The organism is Bacteroides sp. ZJ-18 (assembly GCF_011038705.2).
Lineage (GTDB): Bacteria > Bacteroidota > Bacteroidia > Bacteroidales > Bacteroidaceae > Bacteroides > Bacteroides hominis.
This window is the reverse complement of record NZ_CP072198.1, coordinates 2,949,165-2,973,647: the sequence shown is the minus strand read 5'-3', so window position 1 is coordinate 2,973,647 and position 24,483 is coordinate 2,949,165. Positions and strand designations below refer to the sequence as shown.

Below are 24,483 nucleotides of genomic sequence, written 5' to 3'. Positions count from 1 at the left end.
CCTTATTTTTTAATGTCTTCCAATGAAACTCCAAATATTTTTCCAATGCGAGTTGCCAAATTATATAACGCCCCTTCGGTTTGCTCTCTTCCCAATAAGCGCTCTTTATCCCATAAACCATCGTTCTTCTCCAGTTCATGCAATAAGTTTCCGGTTTCTTCGTTTGTAATGAATGGCTTTCCTTGCGTATTACGTGCAAATTGTGCAGCATAGATCAACCCGTAAGCTTGGGAGAGCAGGCGGAATGCACGTCTGGGATTCTCTTTTAGATTGGCAAATGTATTAGGGCCGACAAGCAGATTCATAGCTCTTGCGGCAACCACCCGCGAAAGCTCTTGTCTGATGGTATCGGCCTGTAGCCTCATTTCATCATATCGGGAAGTCTCCATAAAGGTCCGTCCTTTTACAAATGAGCGGAAGATGCGTAAGTGACAGTCTTTTAGGGCAGGTAAGCCATCGGCCTGAGCCAATGTTTTCCAGAAGCTGTAATATCCATAAGCCAGATCCCAATGATGCTCTAACTCTGTATAGTTATGACCGGGTAAGAGTTGTGTCAGGTCGTTTCGGATAAGTATCTCGTTATTTCCCAATATTTCCTCAGCCAGATGTATATTCAATATTTTGTCCAGATATATCGCCCCCATAACAGCATATTTGTAAACCTCGGCCACGGCAATCCCTTTCTCATCTACATAACAGATATCTGAATCGCCTATATTGTTGCCTACATATCCCGTCGAACCTTTCGCAGCTTCCCTGTTCCTATGTTCGTAAGAGGGAATGTTCGCCCCTAAACCCGCAATGCGTGCAGAAGTTTCAAACCAATTGTCAATGTCTCGCAGAATCTTTTCTCTATCGTTCAGATGTACAGGAGAAGTGGAAACTTCTTTCTGGGGTTTCAGTCCGAATGTCCCTTCATGATAGATACGGCGTGCTTCGTCATAATCTCTTTGAGTACTCATACGCGCTTCATTCATATATTCCGAAAAAATTCGGTCAATGGGAGATTTCAGAAATTCACATTCCAGCACATTTACAGAACTCTCCCCGTTTCTTGAGAATTTGTATGAAGGTTCAGGAAATACCGGAAGTTGGTACGCACTTTCCACTGTTTCATTTATCCCTTCGGTACAAGCTGCAACACTCGTCAGCAGACAGAAAGAGAGTATATATTTCAGTAAGTAATTCATCTTTTTGCTATTTTTTCTTAAGGTAAAATCAAATATTCACAATAAGGATACCTCAGTGGGTTGATCCCTTCCTCATTTTGATATTGCTCTGTTTCCAAACCGGGAATTTCAATCAGTCCGTCGGTAGAAACGGCTTTGATACTTGCTTTTATGTTGGAAGACCTGGGTCCCTCCCCGGTAACACACAGATATAGAGGAAATCCCGAATGGACATTAAAAGAGATTTCCAATTTCTCTCCATTATACATTACGTTGGGGATTAACCGGCCTGTATCCTCCCGTGCCACTCCCGCACTCTTCTTTCCACAACTGATTGTCACCAACTCTTTCTTCTCATTAATATATTTCACTTTGTACTGGGCAATGACATCATTTGTAAGGTTTCCATCCCAACCTTTTTCCTGAAACGAACATATCAGGGTTATCTTATATTGTTCAGCGTCATCCGGTGTTTCCGTACCGGGGTATTGGTAACTTTCCAATGCCTGATTGGGATCACACAATTGCACGAACAGCTCTCCACGCTTGTTTGCAGGTTTCTCTATCTCTTTAGGTGGAAATAGTTTTTCATAATCTTCATTCACTGCGAAATCTTCTTTTACTGTATTGCAGCTGCATACAACCAGCAGGCAAATTATCCATATATGTTTCATATTCATTCTGGTTTTTAATATTTAAATTTCATCCCGGATTTCAGCTATTACTCCGGTCTTTTCTCCTTCGGGAGCAAGATGTCTGCTTACCCAACGCATTGTTTTACTATAAGGGTCAAACACTTTGACAAGTTCACAGACGAACCGCTCTCCCTCTCTGCGGAAATCATAAAAAGTGTATGTTTCACTATACCGTATACCGGGCCTGAAAGTCAAGCCGTCAGCTGTACCTACATATCCCGATCCCAAGCCTCTCACCTTATTCCCAAGCCATCCCCGAGGAGCAAAGTAATCTATGGCAAGAAACAGACGATAGCGTTGATATACTTCCAGTGGTTGTTTCGTATTTCCATCCGTGCTATAAGTGGCATTCATACGCATGTCGCTTCGAAAATAAACCCGGTCAGCCTTACGGATACTTAGTTGAGGATTTTTCATCTTCTCAAAGAACAGCTTATTGTCATATGACTTTCTAATATCCTCCTGCCAACTTTCATCACTCTTCAGTTTTGTAAATACAATATACTCCCGTGCAGGCTCTGTATATGAAGATGTTTTAAATATCAGATTTCCGTCAATATCTTTTCCTGTATAAAGAAAATCCGAAGAACCGGTGAACCGGTCGTTCACCAAAGAGTGCAGATAGTTATAAGTAGTAAAACTCAGTTGTGTGAATGTATTTTGGCTTACTTCAAACTCACTTTGCCGAACTTCCTGCAAACTCTGCTCGGTATAATCGGCCACAGCCTGTACAACTCCATTGTCAGAGAACCTCATCAGGAAGCAGTGTCCGCCATATCCATATTTATACTTTTCGTCGAATATCCCTTTGGGAAGAGTTATCAATTCGTTCACATTCGTAAACAGCAGAGAGTCTGTTCGGGGGAAGTAGGTGACAGACCATCCGTAAGGGGCGTTTATAAGCTCCTTTCTCAGCTCGCTAATATGTTTCGCGTTCCGTTCAGAAGGAGATAAGTCGAAGATTCCTTCATCCTTACATGAAAAGAAAACCATTATCAGAATCAGTATTCGAAATCCTGTTTTCATGCTTTTTATTTTTGTTTAGTAAATGCTTTTAATTGCTTTATACTTCTCAGTTGAAGATAATTAAGCGAAATCTTAATTTCTTTATTGAAGTAATCTTCTACCAATTTTTGCTTTTCTGTCAACTCTTTGTATGCCTGGACAGCTTGTTCGTTATATTCATTCTGGAGGTCCTGATCCGATCCGGCTGTATAAGGAGTTTTTGCTTCAGTCAAGGCTTTAAGTATATCTTTTGGGGTATGTGTCAGCTTTGAACTGATAATTTCCGCAAAGTCCTTTTCGGGCGAGAGAAGAGAATGGTAGGTAAAAAAGCCTTTTCTATTGGCATATCTGGCCAAAACGAACACTCTACGTCCATGCGTCTCTCCTTTGAAGATCCATGCAATGGGGGTGGTCGATTCGATATATTTGTTTCTACTTATGGATAGGAAGCTGTTTCTGTCGTAAGGGAAAAGTTCCATAAGATGTCTGGCAAACTGGTGATGTACACTTCGCATTAAGACAAAAACTTTATCTTCATCTTTAGGATCGAACTCGTTGATGTTGTACAGAAACATCTCATTAGTTGTCGCCTCGGGATTATCTAATAATTCCATCCCGTTTCCATCTACATTTCTTCCTCCGTACATATATATTTTAAGAGGATTCTTTCCCAATAAGAACTTTTCTCCTCCCAAATCGGGGCTTGTGTAGAGATCAATCCATAAGGCCTTGATAGCCTTGAGCACACTTTTTACATTAGCGACTTCGGGAGGATAGATATAGCTCCCGTTTTGCACTACATTTTTGTCCCACCGATATTCCACTTCGATGCCGTAAGGGAGGGTGAATGTATCCAATATCCATTTGTCCAACTCTGTTTTTTCACGCTCTACCGCACCCGCTTCCACTACACTCCGATCAGATAAGGGTGCTTCCTTCTCACAGCCTGCCAATAGGAAAGAGGTAACGAGAAAATACAGACTTCCCCGGATAAAATATCTGAATTTCATTTTTTTGATTATTGTTTTCATACGCTCGGTTTTATTGTTTAATTATTTTTTAGAATATTTTATCGGGGATTAGGAACCAATCCCCGGTTAATGGCTTCTGCCGGAATTTGCAGAAGTTTTCTGGAATCTTCTTTTTCCAGTTGCCTGTAAAACTTATACTTCGATGTACGTTTGACCGATATATAAAAACGGCGAATGTCAAACCACCTCAGACCTTCGTGCAGGAATTCCTGTCTTCTAAAACCTAAAAAGATTTTTATCAGCGCCAACTGATTGATACTCATTCCATAGAATGGAGTATAAGTCTGGTAATTGTCGCTACTTGTCTGCGTATAAGCCGAACGGTTGCAAGAAGGGTACACTCCATACTTGGCAGATAAGTAGACCAACAAATCATCTATTGCTTTATCATACTCTCCAAGCATGGCATACGCTTCCATCCGGTTGAGCATAACTTCGTCGGTAGAGAATAAAACATTGGTAACATACAGCCCTCTGGGACGTATACCTGTATAACCGGATAATGACAGTTCATCGAATTTTGCTATATATTGTCCGTCGTCTATACGTCCATCATTATAGTTGAACAGAAAGTACGGCTGCATCTTCATTTTCCGGAAATTAAAACATCCGTCTATTCCGTGTTGATTATACACCTTTTCGGCACTTTGGGTTGTTACTCCATATTTTTCTGAGGGGATATTACGTGCTACTCTTGATTCTGTGGTAGTTAACAATAAATTGGCTGGTTCATCAACACTTGCATACCAAATATAGAGATACTTATTATTGGAGTTAAATTCCTTTTTATACTTCTGCCAGTTTCTTAAGACAGGCTTTGGATCGATACCAAGTACATAATCAGAATATGAGACCACCCGGTCCCATTCTCCCTTAATCAGATAAAAGCGCGAAGCAAAAGCATAGGCCGCTTTCTTATTGAAATGAAATTTAGGCTTGATGTAATAAGCATCATCCACCAACGAAAGACCCAGTTTCATATCTTTTTCAATCTTTTCATACACCTCCTTCACCGTTCCGCGCTCATAGTCTACCAGTGCATTTTTTTCAGGTCGACTTAAATAAGGTATGCCCGGGGCTGTTGCCGATTTGGCGGTTCCGTAAGGCTCGGCCCAGATATTTATCAACATGAAATGCAGATAAGCACGCAAGAGAAACGCTTCTCCATACAACGCTTTTACCCGATCGGTTTTAGGGTATTTACCGAGTAACTCTAATGCCTGATTGGCTTGAGCGATTCCGGCATAACATGCATTCCAATAATTCAGCGGAGTATCTAAATCTTCCTGATCGTAGTCTTCCCAATAATACATCGCTTCGTTCAACCGCGAATGAATGCCGTTTACCCTTTCTTCCACATTATCCGTACGTGCTTCCAGAAAAGCAAAATAACTGGCTTCGGGATAGGCTCCGGTAAGGAGCTCGGCTATTTTGTCCTCGCTGTCTATTTGTACATCAAGGGTAGAATCCGGATTTGTTTCCAGATAGTCCTGACACGCCGTCAGCAGAAGGATCATGATACTTAAAAAGATTGTCTTCTTCATTTTTGTCCAATTAAAATTCAACATTCAATGTCATCGTATATTGTTTGGGAGTAGGTAGTGAAACTCCCCCTGATCTATAAAACTCAGGGTCTTGCCCGTTTAGTTTCTTATCCGAATAGATCAGGAATGGATTCGTCACGTTTACCTTTACATTCATCTGCTTGATTTTGAGAAAGGAAAGGAATCTTTGAGGCAGACGATATCCCAACGAGATGTTTTTCATACGCACGAAACTGCCATCGGCCACCCTATTTTGTGAATAGTTATAGGTGTTATAAGCTTTTTCGATATTTTCTTTTCCGATATTCCGTATCAGATCCTGTGAAGGAATAACGGGAATATTTGTTTTCCACTCATCACCGGGGTTCAACCAGCGGTTGTAGTACTCTTTGGAAAATACATTAAGGTCGGCAAATGCCGGATCAAACGACGGGTTCAGCCGAATCTTATTACCTGCTTGCATGGTAACGAAGCACGATAATTCCCAGTTTTTATACTTAAAGGTATTGGCAATACCTCCTATATAACTCGGTTCAATAGGTCCGTGGTAAATAAGGTACGACTTTGAATGCTGGGCATCCAGAAAGTCTGCTCCTGATATTTCACTGTTCACTCCCTTGTTGGAAGGATAAAGTCCGAAATCGAAAGTAGGCAGACCATCACTGTTAAGCCCCTGAAAATTGAAAGAAAACAGAGATCCACGTGGAAAACCGACAATGTTGCCACGTCCGGTTCCGGCCACCATGTCGAAGGTGTTAGGAGTATTCAGCAACCGGGTAATCTTCTGTTTCATTCCGCTGATAGTAAATGTGGTAGACCAACTGAATTTCTCACTTAATATATTTTGGGTCTGTACCGCCAACTCCACTCCGCGCGTACGCATATCCCCGAAATTAGCATATTTGTAATACTGTCCTCCCACACCGGAAGTACGGATAAGATCTATCAGATCGAACGAATTGCGTTGGTACACATCAAATGTTGCACTAATGCGATTGTTGAACAGTCCAAGTTCAAGACCGAAGTTCAACTCATACATTTTTTCCCACGTCAGATCACGATTTTCCAAATGTAAAATACGCAACGCATTCTCCCTGTCTTTCAGAAGAGTACGGTTGACTATAAGATGGTTGAAAACCGCAGTAGAGTTAATAGCTTGTTCATTCATTTTGGCAGTTAGTCCATAACTTGCACGCAGGGCGAGTCTTGAAATGGTAGAGTATTTTTTCATATACTCCTCCTGATCCAGATTCCATTTGGCTCCGATATTCCAAGTCGGCAACCAGCGAGAACGACTATATTTACCCGCAGTGTTGGATCCTTCATAATTGAATACCCCATTGAAAATGTATTTTCCAGCATAACCGTAAGTAGCGCTGCCCGATAGCGTCACTCCCCTTTCATAACGTTCGGTCAGAGAAAAATAGGTATCTCCTTCATTGGTCAACTTTTCAAAAACCAAGGGGTTGGAAAAAACCTGATTCCCTCTATCATACTGTATCCCATAACCTTGAAAGGGATTGATGCTGCGATCCGCATATCGTATTTCAGTAAATCCGAAAGCGCGTATATTATGCTCGCCCAGTTGCTTATTATAATCCAAAGCCAGACGTCCCAAATAACTTCGCAAAGAAGTTTCCGTTTTATTGAATATCCCCCCATGTGTCAATGCCACCCGGGGCAGTTGCATCGGATCATCTTTATTCTTCAACAGATAAATGTTTTCCCGGGCTACATAGGGAGTCTCGTTGGCACGAAAAGCCTGTATCACATTAGATCCTTCAGTTATAAAATGCGAACTTTTGGTAACCGCATGACGTATCGTAGCCAATCCTTTTACTTCAATGTTGTTATTAAGCCTGTATGAGAGTTCGCCCTGCAATTTGAGATCCAACACTTCGGTTTTAAGGTAATTGTTTTCAAATTCATTCAGGATGTTGAACGGAGCCCAGTTGTTCCGATAGTACTCTCGTTCGCCATCCGCATTATGAGGACGTAAAGTGCGGCTCGTACTTAAAGCATAGCTAAAAGGATTAATATCGAAATCACGTTCGAATGTTCCGATAACAGTATTTTTACGTTGCGAAATCGTTCCCGGCGAGTTTTGGTTGCGCAGATTTCCTTGTGCGGATATAGTAACCTTTATCTTGTCCTCGTTCCAGTAGAAAGAGTTCTTGATATTGGCAGTAATCCTTTTAACATTGTCAGCCAGTGTCCATCCCCTGTCATCATAAAAGCCGATAGAAGCATACATAGCAGAATTCTCTCCTCCTCCGGAAAAAGTCACCGTATGTGTATGGATAGGCTTATATGTAAACAACTCTTTAAACCAATCAGTGTTAGCATACTCTCTTGCGCGCATAAACGTCCGTTTAGCATCATCCGTATTCTCCAGATAATATCGCCCGGTAGTCGGATCAACTGTGTTGAGTGCTTTATACATTTGATAATACACTCCACTGCGACGCCCATATAGTGTATTTTGCAAAGAGAAATATCCCTTTCTGTCCATCTCCTGATAAATAGACATACTCTCCTGAGAATTGAGCAGATCGAAATTCGTATAGGAAGGAACAGAGCGCATGCTTAGTTCGTATGAATAAGAAAATCTGTTCGGCGAATTCCTTTGACCGGATCGAGTGGTGATTACGATCACTCCATTCAGTGCTCTGGCACCATAGATCGAAGTTGCCGAAGCATCTTTCAATACCTGTATATCTTCAATATCAGATGCATTCAGCCCGGCAACAGCCGAACTGATGAGGGTTACAGCATCACCCGAAGCCAGCTGGTCAAGTGTAAGCGAGACAAGATCTTCGTATACTGCTCCATCTATAACCCATAGAGGCTGTACATTCCCCATTATGGAAGCACCGCCCCGTATATTGATCCGGGGTGCCGCACCGAAACTTCCTGTTACATTCTGTATGGAAAGTCCCGCGATACGTCCTTCGAGCATGCGCGATACATCCGATATACCGTTTAGCTTGATTTCATCCAGTTTTACCGAAGCTGCCGCCCCTGTAAAAACCCTGTTTTTAATCTGTTGATAGCCGGTGACCACCACTCCCTCTATCTCTTGTACATCGTCTTGAAGTATTATATTCATTATATCGGACGTGATTTTGACTACCCGGGTTTTCATTCCCACGAAACTCACTTTCAGCATCTGCCCTTTCCGAGCTTTAAGGGAGAACTTCCCTTCCACGTTTGTAATAACCCCTCGTGCTGTTCCTTCCACTACCACCGTAGCTCCCGGCAGAAATTCTCCAGTTGTAGAACGTACTGTACCTTTTATCTCTGCCGGCTCCTGTGCCAGACAAATCTGAGAAAAGATTGCCAGCAGCAAACTACTAATTACAATTTTTATAATCGATGTTGCATTCATTGTTATTTATTCTTTTTGTTGTTTATCACAATTGAATTTTAATATCAGAACTGTACATTAGCTCCTGCATAGATTCCAAAAGGATGTCCTGCTCTCAGACCCGCAGGATGGCGGGATGTAAGGTAAACCCTATTGGTCAGGTTGATCGCGTTTAACCTGAGCGTCAGATATTTATTTACAAGTACATTGACCGAAGCGTCGAGTATAAGGTTCGCCGGAACTTTCTCTCTCTCCGCAATTGTTCCCTGCCCGGGTGAGGTGCGCATGTCACTGTTATAGCGTGCACCTATATTTGCGTAGAACCATTTATATTCTATCCCCAATTGCATGTTCAGAGCGTGTTTGAAAATATAAGGTATTTCATCACCTCTAACTACATTACCCCATGAGTGGCTTTCGAACGAGTTCCTCATTTCCGTATCCGTATAAGTATATGATAACTGCAAAGGCAATCTTAGGCTACAAGTATGAGGCAGAGGCTGATATTGCACCAGAAACTCCGCACCTTTTACCCGGGCCTCTCCTACGTTGAACTGCTCAAGCGTTCCGGATCCGCCCGAAGCGGCCAGATCGCTTCCCAGCATATTACTGTAATTGTTGTAGAAGCCTATTAGCTCTGCTTTGAATTTCCCGATAGAAACACGTGTGCCCAATTCCATATTCACACTGCTTTCAGGCTTTTGATATAATTCCGCGCTTGGAGGAGCAAACCCTTTGTGGACCCCGAAGAAAACAGAAGCGGCCGGAAGCAATTGATAGTGTACGCCTATTCCTGGAATCAGTACACGTGCATGGTTCGGGGTCTCAATACGTACTTTACCCGAACGCGCCAAATCTTCTTTCGTATAGTCTTTTTTCAATAAATCTATGTCCTCGTATCGTAACCCGGCAGTAATAGTCCACACGTTATATCTTAATTTGGCAAGCAGGTAACTGGCTAAAGCGTTGGCAGAAGTAACACGGTTGGCATTTGTACCGTGAATACCTTCCATGAATAGTACCATCTTCTTATTTTTCATTGAGTAAGAGTCATCCCATTGAAAACGATCTTCCTCATCAGCATGATAACGAAGCCCGAACTCCAGGTCGAAGAAGAACTCTTTCACGTTGAAACGGTATTCAGCTCTGGTTTGTATACCTCTGGAACGATAAGTTCTGTTATTGGCTCTTACCAATAAGGCCTCACCCTCCCGGTCTGTTTTTCCTGTTAGAATATCAAAATAGCGGATATTAGTTTCCGGGTCTATAAGTACATCGGCGACGGATATTTTCTCTTTCGAGGTGATTCCTGCACGCACATCATTTAGTTTGTACCAATTCCGGTGAAAATAGTTATAGTATGCGTTGGTAGTTACTTTCAATTTGTTGGAAAAAGTCAGAAGATAAGTAGCAACCCACTGCTGATGATCAGTTTTAAGTTTATCCATTTGCGAACCTGCATACCGGAGAAAAGGAGTTTTCTTAAAATCATCTGCGGAAAGCCCCACATAAGTTTCATCCGAATTTTCGCCTGCATATCCGAATTTCAGTTCCAAAGCATGATTCACTCCCCTTACTTTATCCGTTTTTACCACCATTTTGGCTATAATGTCATTTCTTTTAAATCCTTCGGCTGCATAATCTTCGTATCTCTTGAAACCATCCGATTGATAACGCAGATATTCCACCATATATCCAAAATGTTTCCAGTTACTTCCGATAGCTGCATGCGATTTAAACGTATTCTTACTTCCATAAGAAATGTTTACTTTGCCGGAAAAGTTGTTCGGAATAGGAGTCGATACCAGATTAATGGCTCCTCCCGTAGTGAACGGGCCGTATTGTACCTGACTACTCCCTTTCAGTACCTCAATAGCTTCCATTCGGGCAACATTTGGAAAATAATAAGCCGCCGGAGCAGAATAAGGAGCCGGTGCCGCCAGTACACCGTCCTCCATAATAGAGATACGCTCACTTCGCTCGGCCTTCGTTCCTCTCAAACTAATGTTCGGACGAAGCCCGAAACCGTCTTCTTCATACATATTAACTCCCGGAACGGCTTTCAGCATGCGGTTGATATCCGTATATCCAAGCTTGCGAATTTCCTCGGGCGAGATATAATATGCCGAGCCTGTACGGTTTCTTGCTTTAAACTTGCTTCCAAGTATTTGTTGGGATGATACTACTACCTCTTGTAACTGGTAGATGGAGTCACTCTTCACCTGCTGTTCCTGTGAGTATATAGCTGAATATCCCAAAGAAAAGAGGATGATAAATAAAGGTTTTCTATTTGTCATATTAATAAAATTGTAACACTGTCAGGGGGCTTCTATTAGATTTACCTCCACAAGAGATGCGCTTTGCAGAAATCAAGCTACGAATAGCGGTATAACCTGCTTACTTAACACCCATATCGACTCTTTTAGAAAAGCTGTAGTGCCTGCATGGATAGAAAAAAAAGGAAAGCAAAACTCTAATGTTTGTTAGGGTATAGAAACTGTATTCCTTAATCTAGTTTAGTTGTTTGTTTAATTACGGCGGCAAAGATAAAGACACTAAATTTAACCCACAATCACTATATTTAGGTATTTGCACCAAATCGAAATTTTTCCTAACATTACATAAAACAGATTGCTTACACACAGAGTATGAGCATGATATGGTATTAAACTTATAAAGTTACCAAAGGAGTAAGATAACAGTCCATTAAGTAATATTTATGTGTTCCACCGGATCCCAGCAAATTAAACTTGCAGTTAAAGCCGGCTTTTATCAGTCATCTCTCAAACAGGATGTCAGGAGTATGTCATGAGAACAAGTTTTGTATCATTTCTCACAGTATAGTTCTTAACTGCATTCTTATTTTCCAGTGACACTTTTCGACTTCAGAATTAATATGTCCGAATGGAGCAAAGCACTAAAAAAGACCAAAGACTTAAAGTGATCAAAAGTATTTAAATGAAACAGGAAATTGAAACCGAAGCCATCAAGAAACCCAAGCAAAGAAAGAGTTTACCCCCCAACTAACTGTATTACAAAATATCACTAAAATAAAAAGGCCGGAATAGAATAAGCATCTAATCCAGCCTTTATATGATTTTCCGGTATATATATCAGTAACCCAAATCGGAAGCATCGATCCGTTTACTTTCTGTTCTCAATTTACTGGGAGTCATTCCAAATAATCTCTTACAGTAAGAAGTGAAATGAGCTTGTGAATTGAAATCAAAATCCATTGCGATCTCTTGAAAAGGAGTATCAGACTCACTTATTTTTTCTCTGATCAACTCCGCTTTCTTTTTTTGCATCCATTGGTAAGGACTTTCTTTAAAACAATCCCGGAACTTACGATTAAAAGAGCGCTCAGAAGTACAGTACAAACCTGCAAATTCCTTCACACTCTTTACTTTCCTATAATTATCCATTACAAAATCTTCAAAATGTCCTGCATGACCTAAGATAGAAGAAAAAAAAGTAAATAATTCTTTCTTCGTATAATACCCTCTCAAAACCAACAAGACCTCTTGCTGTTTGATAAGATGCATATGTTTACATTGCATTTTGGCATATAAATATGCAACGATGGAATCCAAAACAGCCAGTAAAGGAGCTCTTATAGGAAGTACACACATCTCTTCTTTCTTTTTCTCATAAGAAGAGAGAGAATTTATATAAACTTTATCACACACTCTAATGTCTTTATTCCAAAACAACAAGAGACATTTTGCATCATATATGACTTCGATTTTATTATCCACATGCTGTGGGATAAGAAGCATTTCATCTTTCTCAACATGTACATTCTGATATTCACCACTATCGATAGACACCTCTCCATCAAGGAGGAAAAAAATACAAGGAGAAGCACTATTATCTATTTGACTTACATTATCTTTTTCTAAATTATAACAAACAAAACCTGTATTAACATCTACTTGATAGTTCATGCATGACAGATGTTCTTTAAAATAAAGTAATTTCATAATATTATTTTATTAAACATACAAAATTAAACTATTAGCGGTTATTTATCACAAAATAAAATTTTACACAAATCCGCCAACTATCTCTACATTTATTCATAAGATAATCTTTTTAAGCATTTCTTTTTATGAAGTTTAAAGAGTTACCAACTCTTAAGCCAGATGATGATTAATTCTTTAACATTCTATTATTTCTTCGAATCTTTTCATTCTACATCAAAACAACGGAACAAAAAAGGCAACAAAAACAAAATTGTTCTTGCCGCCTTTATGTTTTATGAAAAATTAATACAGCTCATTATTCTTCATTTGTCAACCAACCCCAGTAATCTGAATTCGTCACTCTCTCAATAGACACTTTTCTATCACCCATTCTGACTTTATCCGGACCTGAAGCCGGCACCGAACTGGCATGATACCCGACTCCCCGCCATTTCAACATATGCTGAGGCACTTGTCGTTTCAACAACGCACGATACACAGCTTTTGCACGACGTTTTGACAAATCCATATTATAATTATCACTTCCTCTTGCGTCTGTATATCCGGTTATCAAGAAATTGTTATCCGGATAGCTTTTCAACAGATCTGCAATTTTATCCAAAGTGAGTTCAGACTCGGAAGTAACCACATCCTTATCAAACGCAAAATGAATGTTATCGAACAGATCGCAGATATGACTTTCTACCACAGTCGGTACTTCAACTCTCTTTTCAACAATCCGTTCTACAATCCTATCAACCGGACGATCTATGTACTGTACAACCGGTATGGGACGTTTTGTACTTCCACCCCAACGGAACATAACACGCATCGAAGCCTGAACAAAGCGCGTTTGATTTTTATCGACAGGCATTATGTATTCTCCCTGTAATCCTATTCCCCAATGATCGTTAAACCAAGCTTGTACCCCGGCTCCAAAGGATAAGGGGAAATAGGATTGTTTAGATCCTATTGTCTCTTTATTCCAAGGATTTGATGACGTCCATTCTGCTTCTCCTATAGGATCATTCCCAAACTTACCCGCATTAATTGCATGAAAATCATGATGAAGGTAGTTAACACCTATACGTAAATAAGGTTCTACATATTTTGATTTAAACAATGGAGTAAATCGAAATTGAAGTCCCGGACCGGCCATATACATGAAATCGTATTTACGCCCGCCTGTTTCAACTTGATTTCTTGCTAAACCCAATGTTCCCTGCAAATCAATGTAAAACCAGGGGTTCAGTTCACGAGCAGCATACAGTTGGATACCACCAAAAAGATGATCGATATTCATCCGATACAAATAATCACCATCTATTTGGCGGAAATCGGAGAAGGTCACTCTATCCCAGTTGATAAGAGCCCCACCAGCCCCCACCTCCCAAGCTTTGGTTCTATATTCTGTTTGTCTCTCCACTTTATCGTTTTGAGCATAAGTATAGAAGGGAAAGACAGTAAAAGCCAATGCTCCTATAAAAAGTCTATTTATTATTACACTGAAATTCATCTTGTTTATATTTTATTTGTCTTTATAAGTTACATTAATTTCAGGCATATTTTTATATGTATTTTCAACATAATATGTACCATCATCTACTTTCTTCTTGAGAACTCCTAAAGATACACCACTGCTAGAGTTAGAGTAGATGAAAGTACTGTTCGCTCCCACTGAATAGATTGTAGCTCCCAAATATGGACTAAGGGCAGCATACTCAGGTTTCTTATAACTCGACTTATTATGTTCGCTTGTAGCTGTTTGCACTCCCAATGGAGAGGTATATGTAAACTTAACATAACAAAGTAAAAGTCCCTTCGCCTCTTCCGGAGTATAAAATACTGGTTCAATGTAATCTATTCCGTTCGGTTTCACTGTTTTTACCAATTCACGCTTAGATATGATATTGAAATCAATAGTCGAAAAGTCAAACTCCCCCTGAGCTCGATTTAAGAATACATTATCTCCACTTTCAGCAGATGCCTTAGTCAAAACTAATGTTTTAAGTGTAGGAGGTATCTGGTAAGGTGCCATTTTACATACTCCATTCCAATAAATCGTTTCTCCATAATAAGGGGTATCTTTTACTATTGAGAAATAGTTATCTTTTCCATCCCAAAAGTCAGTTATTCCATTTTTTATACCAGCAAGGTTCTCTTTAACATATCTATTAGGATTAATAGACATTGATGTACTGCTCATATTAGGTGTAGAACTTTCTATTTTTTTCGTTTTATCAAGAGATGTCGGATCTTCCGGATTTGTAACCTGGTATGCCGTAAACCCAGCATTTACATTAGGTAAATAGCTGGGAAGAGTTTTCCATTCCGCACCAGGATCTGTCTTTCTTTCTACTCTAAACTGCAGGTTATGTTCAAAATCAAGATATGGAGAGGTGGCAATATAAATCATTCTAATCTGCATTCTGTTAGGGACATAAGTGTTTTCTGCAGATTCCTTTGTCACATTATTAATAGTTACCTCCTTAACTTTTCCCCATCGAGCATCCACCTCATCAATCTGAGGAAGATCTTCTTTCGGAATAATAAACTCCCCCTCCTCATTGGCTGTGTAGGTTTTAGTCGGATCCAAGCCGGGGATTCCCTTAACTACAGCCTTTGGGGCCTTATTACCAGATTCATCATACACACGATAAGCTACTCCTCCATCGGTTGTACGGACATACTCGCCAAATTCTTGCTGCGAATAAAGCGCAATTACGTTAGGTACTCCTTTAATAATAGTAACTTCAGCACCCGGTTTGCCTGGAATACCGGGTTTTCCATCCTTACCGTCCGCACCATCTTTGCCATCCGCACCTCTCAAAAACTCCCAAAAATCACTCAAAGAGGTTTTACCACAATCCCAATCCAAAGACGGATTATGGGGATCTTTCACTTTAGGCCCAGTATTATTACAACCGGCCTCAACACTCTCTACCCACAATTCATAAGCGCTCTTTCCGTTAGCACCATCCTTTCCATTGCTACCATCCTTTCCATCGGCACCATCTTTTCCATTAGTACCATCTTTTCCATCAGCACCATCTTTTCCATTAGTACCGTCCTTTCCATTAGTACCGTCTTTGCCATCAACACCATCTTTACCATATGCACGAATACCGGTATCTTTCCCATTAATATACCAGTTTCCATTAGTACCGATCATTACCTCTGGCGATCTTCCATCTTTACCTATCGCAGCCTTTCCGGTATCTTTCCCATTGATTACCCAGTTTCCATTTTCTCCAATTGTAATAGTAGGTGTTGCTCCCGCAACTCCTTCTTCACCTCTGGAGGGTCTTCCTGTATCTACCCCATCAATCAGCCAGTTACCATTATCCCCAATCGTAACAATCGGTGGAACAGCATCTTCACCATTTCGTCCGTCCCTGCCCTGTGCGCGTATTCCAGTGTCCTTATTACCAATCCACCAATTCATATTATCTCCGATATGAGGTGTCTGGCCATTCTCACCACTCGCTCCTGTCAGATAATACCAAAAATCTCTAAGATTATTTTGAGATACGGGCCATTTACTTCCCGGACGGTGAGGATTATCTAAAGTACCTGTAACTACATCCTCTCTCCAAAGTTCAAAAGCATTTTTTCCATCCAGACCGTCTTTACCTTTTAAGTACTTAAAAAAATCAGTTATCTCAGTCTCTTGTTTAGGCCAGGATATCACTCCATTCTCTACATTCTCTTTCCAGAATTCGTAAGCCGACATTCCTCTATCACCTTTAGGACCTTTGGGCATCGTAATATCCACTTCTGTGCAAGCCCACCCTAAAATAATGGTTAAGATATAAACCATTAAATGTAATAATTTAGCATTGTTCATTTTGTTTATCAATAAAATGTATAAAATAATTATATAAACGACAGTTGACAATACAGATATGGGGATAAAAAGTCATATTATCAGAACCGCGTTTAATAAGTACGTACTTTCTGATGCAAAAGTAATATCTTATAAACTCTTATATTTATATAAAAAAGAACACTATTTATATGTATCAGACAATTTCAGAATACCGGCACTATAATTGGCTAACTATTAAATAGCCGCAATGCATCCTGAGGAAAACAGAAGTAACATAAATCTCTATACAACAAACAAATACAATCTATAAGCAAACTATTACTTCCTATAAACCGACGAAAACAACATATGATTTCCATCCCCGGAAGTTATATCATAAAGCCCTTTTAGGGAAAATATAAAGGAGCTGTCGTCGCTAACAGAAATCAGTCAAATGAAGCAATACCCCCTATTTATACTATTCTGATAGAATTGGGTGGTTTGTTATATACCAGAAGAAAACACGAAAAAGGCACACGACCAATAATGTCAGAATAAAAGATAAAAACGATTAATGCAAGGCAAACTGAAACTGGTAGATAAAATCCTAAGAAATGAGGATTGCCCGCTCTGGAAACATGGTCTACCTTTGCCGCAAATTCTAAAAATATGATAAGAAAACTATTTTTCCTCCTACCCTTTTCCACAATGGTTTCAGCTAATGAACCCGATACGGTATTGGTTAAGCCTATCAATCTGGATGAAGTAACGATAGTAGGTTTTAAACAGAACAGTCCCAATCGTGAACCACTTTCTATTTCTACCTTAGATAATCGCTTCCTTAAAGAAAATGAAATATCGGGAGCTAAAGACTTAAGCTCCTTACTGCCTAATTTCTATATGCCCGATTATGGATCTAAACAAAACTCTCCGGTTTATATCCGAGGCATAGGAGCAAAAAAAGATGCTCCATCGGTGGGGTTTTATGTCGATGGAATTCCCCATTTTGAAACCTCAGCTTTCGATGTTGACTTGTCGGACATAAGTAGTATAGAGGTGCTTCGCGGCCCACAAGGCACTCTCTACGGACGTAACTCCATCGGTGGAATTATCAATATATACACCCATTCACCCCTTGATTATCAAGGTACACGTTTTCGGTTAGGATATGGCAGTTACAATGATATTCGATTGATGGCTTCAAACCATACAAAGGTAAACGAACAACTGGGCTTATCCATTAGCGGCAATTACCACCACAATGATGGCTTTTTTACAAACCTGTATACCCATAAGAAAGCGGACAAGCTTGATAATGGAGCAGGACGAATCGGACTGATATGGAAACCTGCAGCCCATTGGACCACCCGTTTCATAACTTCCTACGAGTATTCGAATCAGGGAGGATATCCATACGGATTGTACAATGCCGATAACGGAACAACAGAAGCCGTAAACTACAATGATGAAGGACTGTATCGACGAAATCTGTTGACTTCCGGGGTTAATGTACGCTACGATGGTTCCCGCATTAGTTTCAACAGCCAAACCTCCTATCAGTATATACAAGATAAAATGGGGATTGATCAAGATTTCTCGCCCCGCAATATATTCTACGGGCAAAACCGGATACGACAGCATATGTATTGCCAGGAGTTTACAGCAAAATCTGTCAATAACAGTCGTTATCACTGGATAACGGGGCTTTTTGCTTTCCGGCAAACGGTAGATAGGAAAGTTGACCTCAGTCGTTTTACAGATACCACCCGGCATCTTACTAATAGTGAGATCCCCACTCAAGGGATTGCTTTTTATCATCAATCCACACTCGATCTGTTCCAAGGTTTGTCCTGCTCTGTGGGTTTACGTTACGATTATGAACAGGCCCGATGCGATTTTTCCAAAGTGCAACAGCCGTTGGATGGTAAAGGAGAAACAAAATCTCTCGGACAATTCGACAGATCCCTTCACTTCAGCCAGTTTACTCCCAAGTTCAGCTTGCAATATCTCTCATCCCACAATCAATTGCTTTACGCTTCCGTATCCAGAGGATATAAAACCGGAGGATTTAATGTTTCTTTCCTCAACGATGACGAGTATATCTATTCACCCGAATATAACTGGAACTACGAAATAGGCGCCAAGCTATCTTTCCTGAATGGTCGACTGACAACCGACTTAGGATTGTTCTATATAGATTGGCGCAACCAGCAGATAACCAATACTATTCCAGCTGTAGGTAATATAATCCGAAACGCCGGTCGCTCTCGCAATAAAGGCGTCGAAATAAGTTTGCAGGCTCGTCCGGTAAATTCATTGGTCGTACATATGAATTATGGATATACAGATGCCCGATTTGTTCACTATAAGAAAGAAGAACGTGGCACCCTAAAAGATTATGGGGGTAATTACCTGCCTATGGTCCCCTGTCACACCTTCTCTTTAACAGCCGGATATACATTCTACAACATCTGCTCCTGGATCGACCGCCTTACACTCAATGGTGGCGTATCGGCAACAGGCCCAATCTATTGGTACGAAGACAACCAAGCCAAACAAAACCTGTATGCACTGGTCAATCTGAAAATTGGTGCGAGTAAAGGAAACTTTACGTGGGAAGTCTGGAGCAAAAACCTCACCAATACCGACTATCTGAGCTACTACTTCGTGACAAGCAAAGCCTATGCGCAAAAAGGAAAACCCATCACCCTGGGGACATCTGTCAGCGTCCGTCTTTAATCAAGCAACATCAAAAAATGGAAATAAACAGATTTTTCCCACTATCCCAGAAGACACTGAACCTTGGTACGTTTTTCTGTCTATATATCGCACAGGCCATCCCGATGAGTTTCTTCTCTACTGCCATACAAGTATTGATGAGACAGGCTGATTACTCTCTTTCGTCCATCGCCTTATTACAGCTTATCAAACTTCCATGGATATTGAAGTTTCTTTGGGCACCACTCATCGACCGGCATTGCATCACCATGAAAGACTATAAACGCTGTATCATTTCATCCGAAATAGTATATGCTTTACTGATCCTTTTAGTAGGGCTACTCGACATCCAGACAGACCTTTACCTCATTATCGGATTGGTGTTTCTATCACTTGTAGCTTCAGCTACACAAGATATAGCCACAGACACACTTGCTGTACTTTCTTTTGACAAGCGGGATAAAAGTTTGGTCAACAGTATGCAATCAATGGGTAGCTTCGGAGGTACATTAATAGGAACGGGCGTGCTGCTTCTTGTTCTCCAACACTATGGCTGGCATGCAGTGATACCGTGCTTATGCATTTTCGTACTATTGGCAGTTATCCCGTTACTGAAGAATAAGCGCATGAAAATGACTGTCAAGGAATCTGCAAAGCGAGCACGACTTACCGATTTTATATGGTTCTTTGCCCGCCGCAGTATCTGGAAACAAATAGGATTCCTACTACTTTACTACGCCAGCATTATCGGCATTTTATCGGTACTGCGTTCTTACCTGGTTGATCTGGACTATTCGATGAAAGAGATAGGCATTATGATAGGCATCGTAGGTACCGGAGCCGCTTTCGCATCATCTTTTCTGGCCGGATTACTGGTTCGCAAAATCGGACGATATTATTCCAGAATACTATTCGCGATATTCATTCTGTTTACCACACTCTATTTTATGTGTATTTCGTGGACGCCTCCCTCACTCCCAATGCTCTGTTTGGGCATCGTACTATTGTGGAGTGCCTACGGTATGGCAACCATTGTGGTATATACCACTGCCATGGATTGTGTACGCAAAGGATGCGAAGGAACTGATTTTACCATTCAAACTGTACTCACACACCTAAGTGGTCTGCTTATGGCCTTTCTTAGCGGAGTGGTGGCCGACAGGGTTGGTTATCACGGTCTATTTATCTTCGAAGTCGTATTGGCTTCCATATCGCTGATCTATATCTTTTGTTTCTTCAGAAAAGAATCTCAAACTATTCATTCTTAACACATATGTATACTGAAATAATCAATAAATACAATGTACCGGTACCCCGATACACCAGTTATCCACCGGCCAATTATTTTGAACCGTTTACCAACAGCCGCTACCTGGAGGCTGTGCAGCAATCGAACAAGGTTTCAGAACGTGCGTTATCGTTTTATCTGCATATCCCGTTCTGTCGACACTTGTGTCACTATTGCGGATGCAACTCATATCCTATGGCACGTCCCGAAGTCATTGAATCCTATGTAAAGGCCTTGCACCAGGAGATGGATCAAATTCTTCCTTTGTTGGACAAAAGCCGCCCGATCGCACAAATACATTATGGAGGCGGAAGCCCCACAGCCATTCCTATAGCCTTGATCAAAGAGCTGAATGCTCACCTATTATCATCATTCCGGATGATCGATCGTCCGGAAATAGCCATTGAATGCCATCCCGGATATCTTTCTGAGAAAGATTGGCTACAGTTAACCGAATGTGGTTTCAACCGTGTCAGTATTGGCGTGCAAGACTTTAACATCGAAGTCCTGAAAACAGTGAATCGCCGCCCTTCCTTAGTAGCGATGGAAGATATCTTTGCTCTGCTACGTGAAAGGGGGGTAAGCATCAACCTTGACTTTCTTTATGGCTTGCCCAAGCAAACAGTAGAAAGCTTTGCCCGTAGTATAGAGCAAGCCATTTCCTTATCACCCGACAGACTGGTCACATTCAGTTACGCCCACGTGCCTTGGATCAATAAACGACAGTTGATTCTGGAGAAATCAGGTCTACCCGATAATCGTGAAAAACGGAATATGTTTGACACTGCTGCCAAGCTATTGCTTGAATCCGGTTATCAATCTATCGGAATGGATCACTTTGTACGCCCAAACGATGAACTGAGTATCGCCATGCAAACCAAAAAATTACACCGCAACTTTCAGGGTTATTGTACCCGACGCACTACTGCACAGGTATATGGCTTGGGCGTAACTGCTATCAGCCAACTCGAATCGGCCTATGCTCAAAACACGAAAGATATTCCCCACTACATCGAGATTATCGGCAAAGGCGAACTATGTATTACCAAAGGCTACGCCCTTTCTCCAACCGAGCAATTAACCAGAGAAGTGATTGAAACCTTAATGTGCAATGGATGCATCGATTGGAAAGCTCTGTCAAACCGTTTGCACGTATCAGTACCGACTCTAAAAGCCGCTACAGCCTATGATGAACAGAAACTGTCGGTCTTTGCCAATGACGGGCTGATTTACTATACTGATGACTATCTTGAGATGACAACCGAAGGTTCGGCATTTGTACGCAACGTAGCCGCTTCACTTGACAAGCTTATGCTCCATACCCCACACTCATATTCAAAACCTTTGTAAAAATGAACCAACCAGAAACAAAAAATTATCGTTTGCGAGACACGATTATCATTGGTGCAGGTCTCACCGGACTGACTATCGCCTATTACCTCACTCGCAAGGGATGTGATGTCGAAGTAATCGAACAACAATCCCGCACGGGCGGTCAGATATGTACCTACCACGAAAGTGGCTTCACCTTCGAAAGCGGACCGAATACCGGTATAATCTCTCACCCTGAAGTAGCCGAACTTCTCGAGGCACTCTCTCCAATCTGTCGTTTAGAAACAGCCCGCGAAGCTTCCAAACAACGTCTTATATGGAAAGGTAATCGTTTTCACCCTCTCCCCTCGGGACTGTTCAATGCAATTACCACACCGTTGTTCAGTACAAAAGATAAATTAAATATCCTATGCGAACCTTTCCGCTCAAGAGGAAACAATCCTGACGAAACCATTGGCGAACTGGTACAACGTCGCTTGGGCACGTCTTATCTGCATTATGCGGTAGACCCGTTCATTTCGGGTGTCTATGCCGGTGACCCCATGCGGTTGGTCACCCGTCACGCCCTCCCTAAGCTTTATCAGCTTGAACAGACCTATGGCAGCTTCATTCGCGGTGGCATTGCAAAATCGTTTTCACCCCGAAACCAACGCGATCGACTGGCCACACGAAAAGTTTTCTCTACCCATGGAGGCCTCAGTAATCTGACAGGAGCATTGGAACAGGCCATTGGAAATAAACGATTCTCATTGGGAGCCACCTCAACATCCCTGATACCTTGTGAGCGTGGTTGGTTGGTTTGCTTTACAGATGCCAACGGAAAGGTCGATCAAATTCGTTGTCGGAAGGTGATAACCACCATACCTGCCTATGCCCTGCCTTCACTTCTTCCTTTTATCCCCACCGAACAAATGAACCGGATTAGCAATCTTACCTATGCTCCCGTTATGCAAGTCTGTGTGGGTCTGCGTAATACTTATGGAAAAGAGTTCCCTGCCTTTGGGGGATTGGTTCCTTCCTGTGAACAAAAATCTGTTTTAGGTATTTTGTTTCCATCGGCTTGCTTCAGCAACCGTTCTCCAAAGGATGGCGCCTTGTATTCATATTTCCTGGGCGGAACAAGGCATCCCGAACTCCTGACAAAAAGCAATGACGAAATTACCACGTTAATTGGCACTACCATGCACGAGATGCTGAATTATCCTGTTGGAATAGTACCCGATCTGATACGCATCTTCCGGCATGAAAAAGCCATTCCCCAATACGAAAGCAGCAGCGCCGACAGGTTTACCACAATTAACGAACTACAAAAGCAATATCCCGGATTGGTATTGGCAGGAAATCTCAAAGGAGGAATCGGTATGGCCGACCGCATCAAACAAGCTGTCGAGATTGCCCGCGAAAAATAAACCTTTCTTATCGCCTACCTATATTTACAAACAGTCTGAAAAAACACCTATCAATCCTTACGACACTACTTAAAAGAAAGGATTGGGAAAGATGAAATTCATTTTCCCAATCCTTTTAAAGGTATTTATCAATACCATAATAATAACCTTTAGAGCCTCTTTAACTTTTTGACAGGAACATCAGATTTTCTTTCCTATGTAGAACACATACCCATAATATTCCTTATACTTATAGTAAAGTTGGGTCTCATGACGCTGGTTGGCAATAAAATCCACAGCAGCTTTATTACCGGCATATTTTTTCAGAAAATTCTCCTGGGCTTCTACTTGTGGAGTATAAAAATGTTCTATCCAACAGTTTTCAGGTAAAATAAAACAGGCAACAGGGATATACCCGGCCCTTTGCATTTGGGCAACCTTATTGGGAATAGTATCTATCTCAGGATAAGCATCCATCCAGAAATCATTAATCTCGGCAGGCCGTTTATCAGTAAACCAGGAAACTTCTGAGACAGCGATATAGCCCCCTATTTTCAAATATTGCCACCACTCTTTCAGCCCATGCTGAAAACCTATATTATAAATTGCTCCTTCGGACCAGATCAAGTCCAACTCTTCTCTACTGAATGGAAGATTGTCCATTGAACCTACAATTCCCTTTACCCGATCTTGTAAGCTCAACTGACTGGCATGGTAGTTGAAAATGTCTATAAAAGCAGGAAACAAATCTAAACCTATGATTTGTCCGGATGTATGCCCGGCTAATGTCATTGTCTGAGTGCCTGTACCACAACCAAGATCAGCTATACGAGAATTTTCGTTCAGATCCTCAATAAAACTAAGAGCTTTAATGGTCACTTCAGGACTGCCAGGCCCCTGTCGTTTTATACTTGAGAAATATTCGCAGATTAAATCGAAATCGAATTCGTGAATTGATTTATTATCGTTATTCATGATGCTTTAATTTATTAATGTATATATATGAAAATATCTCAGACAAAAAATATGCCTGAGCCAGAATTGCAGCATAACCTCAAACTTACGTTTAAAAGGTTATTTACTTCACGGAATCCTTCTTAAGTTTAAACATCCAAACTTTTTTAGTAGAACGCAAAGATAACCACAATTTTTATTATGACAACAGTTGGAACA

Annotated in this window: 15 protein-coding genes; 4 read left to right on the top strand and 11 right to left on the bottom strand. The window is 41.1% G+C overall.

Translation table 11 applies throughout. From position 1 onward, the window contains the following. Nucleotides 1-2: 2 nt before the first annotated feature. From G7Y45_RS11805 to G7Y45_RS11760, 10 genes are all read right to left on the bottom strand, one after another. Nucleotides 3-1,190: a DUF4856 domain-containing protein gene (locus tag G7Y45_RS11805; protein WP_022012191.1), complete on the bottom strand. Its 1,188-nt coding sequence runs from the start codon at nt 1,188-1,190 to the stop codon at nt 3-5. A gap of 17 nt (nt 1,191-1,207) precedes the next feature. After that, nucleotides 1,208-1,843 (bottom strand): hypothetical protein, encoded by a 636-nt coding sequence (locus G7Y45_RS11800; RefSeq protein ID WP_005808719.1) that lies wholly within the window; start codon nt 1,841-1,843, stop codon nt 1,208-1,210. Nucleotides 1,844-1,864: 21 nt separating this feature from the next. Next, nucleotides 1,865-2,890: a DUF4302 domain-containing protein gene (locus G7Y45_RS11795; RefSeq protein WP_032530258.1), complete on the bottom strand. Its 1,026-nt coding sequence runs from the start codon at nt 2,888-2,890 to the stop codon at nt 1,865-1,867. Between the two features lie 5 nt (nt 2,891-2,895). Further along, nucleotides 2,896-3,900: a putative zinc-binding metallopeptidase gene (locus G7Y45_RS11790; protein WP_165014503.1), complete on the bottom strand. Its 1,005-nt coding sequence runs from the start codon at nt 3,898-3,900 to the stop codon at nt 2,896-2,898. Nucleotides 3,901-3,938: 38 nt separating this feature from the next. Then, nucleotides 3,939-5,444 (bottom strand): RagB/SusD family nutrient uptake outer membrane protein, encoded by a 1,506-nt coding sequence (locus G7Y45_RS11785; RefSeq protein WP_165014501.1) that lies wholly within the window; start codon nt 5,442-5,444, stop codon nt 3,939-3,941. A 10-nt stretch (nt 5,445-5,454) separates the two neighbouring features. Beyond that, nucleotides 5,455-8,832 (bottom strand): SusC/RagA family TonB-linked outer membrane protein, encoded by a 3,378-nt coding sequence (locus G7Y45_RS11780; protein ID WP_165014499.1) that lies wholly within the window; start codon nt 8,830-8,832, stop codon nt 5,455-5,457. 44 nt (nt 8,833-8,876) lie between these two features. Beyond that, nucleotides 8,877-11,108 (bottom strand): TonB-dependent receptor domain-containing protein, encoded by a 2,232-nt coding sequence (locus G7Y45_RS11775; RefSeq protein WP_165014498.1) that lies wholly within the window; start codon nt 11,106-11,108, stop codon nt 8,877-8,879. An 816-nt stretch (nt 11,109-11,924) separates the two neighbouring features. Beyond that, the gene (locus tag G7Y45_RS11770) at nt 11,925-12,794 is read right to left on the bottom strand and encodes an AraC family transcriptional regulator (protein WP_005776728.1); all 870 of its coding nucleotides are present in this window, start codon (nt 12,792-12,794) and stop codon (nt 11,925-11,927) included. 298 nt (nt 12,795-13,092) lie between these two features. Next, complete coding sequence (locus G7Y45_RS11765) at nt 13,093-14,292, bottom strand: OmpA family protein (protein ID WP_044299396.1); 1,200 nt, start codon at nt 14,290-14,292, stop codon at nt 13,093-13,095. Between the two features lie 12 nt (nt 14,293-14,304). Next, the gene (locus tag G7Y45_RS11760; protein WP_165014497.1) at nt 14,305-16,623 is read right to left on the bottom strand and encodes a hypothetical protein; all 2,319 of its coding nucleotides are present in this window, start codon (nt 16,621-16,623) and stop codon (nt 14,305-14,307) included. Between the two features lie 630 nt (nt 16,624-17,253). Here G7Y45_RS11760 and G7Y45_RS11755 point away from each other — a divergent pair. From G7Y45_RS11755 to hemG, 4 genes are read left to right on the top strand one after another with little or no spacing between them, the layout of a single operon-like run. Then, the gene (locus tag G7Y45_RS11755) at nt 17,254-19,323 is read left to right on the top strand and encodes a TonB-dependent receptor (RefSeq protein ID WP_032530253.1); all 2,070 of its coding nucleotides are present in this window, start codon (nt 17,254-17,256) and stop codon (nt 19,321-19,323) included. Nucleotides 19,324-19,340: 17 nt separating this feature from the next. Next, nucleotides 19,341-20,570 carry an MFS transporter gene (locus G7Y45_RS11750; RefSeq protein WP_022012200.1) on the top strand — a complete coding sequence of 410 codons (1,230 nt, stop codon included), beginning with the start codon at nt 19,341-19,343 and terminating at the stop codon, nt 20,568-20,570. A 5-nt stretch (nt 20,571-20,575) separates the two neighbouring features. Next, nucleotides 20,576-21,940: an oxygen-independent coproporphyrinogen III oxidase gene (gene hemN, locus G7Y45_RS11745; RefSeq protein ID WP_165014496.1), complete on the top strand. Its 1,365-nt coding sequence runs from the start codon at nt 20,576-20,578 to the stop codon at nt 21,938-21,940. Nucleotides 21,941-21,942: 2 nt separating this feature from the next. After that, a complete protein-coding gene (hemG, locus tag G7Y45_RS11740; protein WP_044299392.1) occupies nt 21,943-23,331 on the top strand; it encodes a protoporphyrinogen oxidase in 1,389 nt (462 codons plus the stop codon). A 180-nt stretch (nt 23,332-23,511) separates the two neighbouring features. On the opposite strand, the gene G7Y45_RS11735 is transcribed toward hemG, so the two are convergent. Continuing rightward, complete coding sequence (locus G7Y45_RS11735) at nt 23,512-24,285, bottom strand: class I SAM-dependent methyltransferase (protein WP_005776720.1); 774 nt, start codon at nt 24,283-24,285, stop codon at nt 23,512-23,514. Nucleotides 24,286-24,483: the final 198 nt, after the last annotated feature.

Excerpts from the sequence above, each read along its gene's own strand:
- hemG (WP_044299392.1), top strand. The coding sequence starts at position 21,943 with ATGAACCAACCAGAAACAAAAAATTATCGTTTGCGAGACACGATTATC.
- G7Y45_RS11750 (WP_022012200.1), top strand. The coding sequence starts at position 19,341 with ATGGAAATAAACAGATTTTTCCCACTATCCCAGAAGACACTGAACCTT.
- G7Y45_RS11770 (WP_005776728.1), bottom strand. The coding sequence starts at position 12,794 with ATGAAATTACTTTATTTTAAAGAACATCTGTCATGCATGAACTATCAA.
- G7Y45_RS11755 (WP_032530253.1), top strand. The coding sequence starts at position 17,254 with ATGATAAGAAAACTATTTTTCCTCCTACCCTTTTCCACAATGGTTTCA.
- G7Y45_RS11790 (WP_165014503.1), bottom strand. The coding sequence starts at position 3,900 with ATGAAAACAATAATCAAAAAAATGAAATTCAGATATTTTATCCGGGGA.
- G7Y45_RS11780 (WP_165014499.1), bottom strand. The coding sequence starts at position 8,832 with ATGAATGCAACATCGATTATAAAAATTGTAATTAGTAGTTTGCTGCTG.
- G7Y45_RS11800 (WP_005808719.1), bottom strand. The coding sequence starts at position 1,843 with ATGAAACATATATGGATAATTTGCCTGCTGGTTGTATGCAGCTGCAAT.
- G7Y45_RS11795 (WP_032530258.1), bottom strand. The coding sequence starts at position 2,890 with ATGAAAACAGGATTTCGAATACTGATTCTGATAATGGTTTTCTTTTCA.
- G7Y45_RS11735 (WP_005776720.1), bottom strand. The coding sequence starts at position 24,285 with ATGAATAACGATAATAAATCAATTCACGAATTCGATTTCGATTTAATC.
- G7Y45_RS11805 (WP_022012191.1), bottom strand. The coding sequence starts at position 1,190 with ATGAATTACTTACTGAAATATATACTCTCTTTCTGTCTGCTGACGAGT.
- G7Y45_RS11765 (WP_044299396.1), bottom strand. The coding sequence starts at position 14,292 with ATGAATTTCAGTGTAATAATAAATAGACTTTTTATAGGAGCATTGGCT.
- G7Y45_RS11760 (WP_165014497.1), bottom strand. The coding sequence starts at position 16,623 with ATGAACAATGCTAAATTATTACATTTAATGGTTTATATCTTAACCATT.
- G7Y45_RS11775 (WP_165014498.1), bottom strand. The coding sequence starts at position 11,108 with ATGACAAATAGAAAACCTTTATTTATCATCCTCTTTTCTTTGGGATAT.
- hemN (WP_165014496.1), top strand. The coding sequence starts at position 20,576 with ATGTATACTGAAATAATCAATAAATACAATGTACCGGTACCCCGATAC.
- G7Y45_RS11785 (WP_165014501.1), bottom strand. The coding sequence starts at position 5,444 with ATGAAGAAGACAATCTTTTTAAGTATCATGATCCTTCTGCTGACGGCG.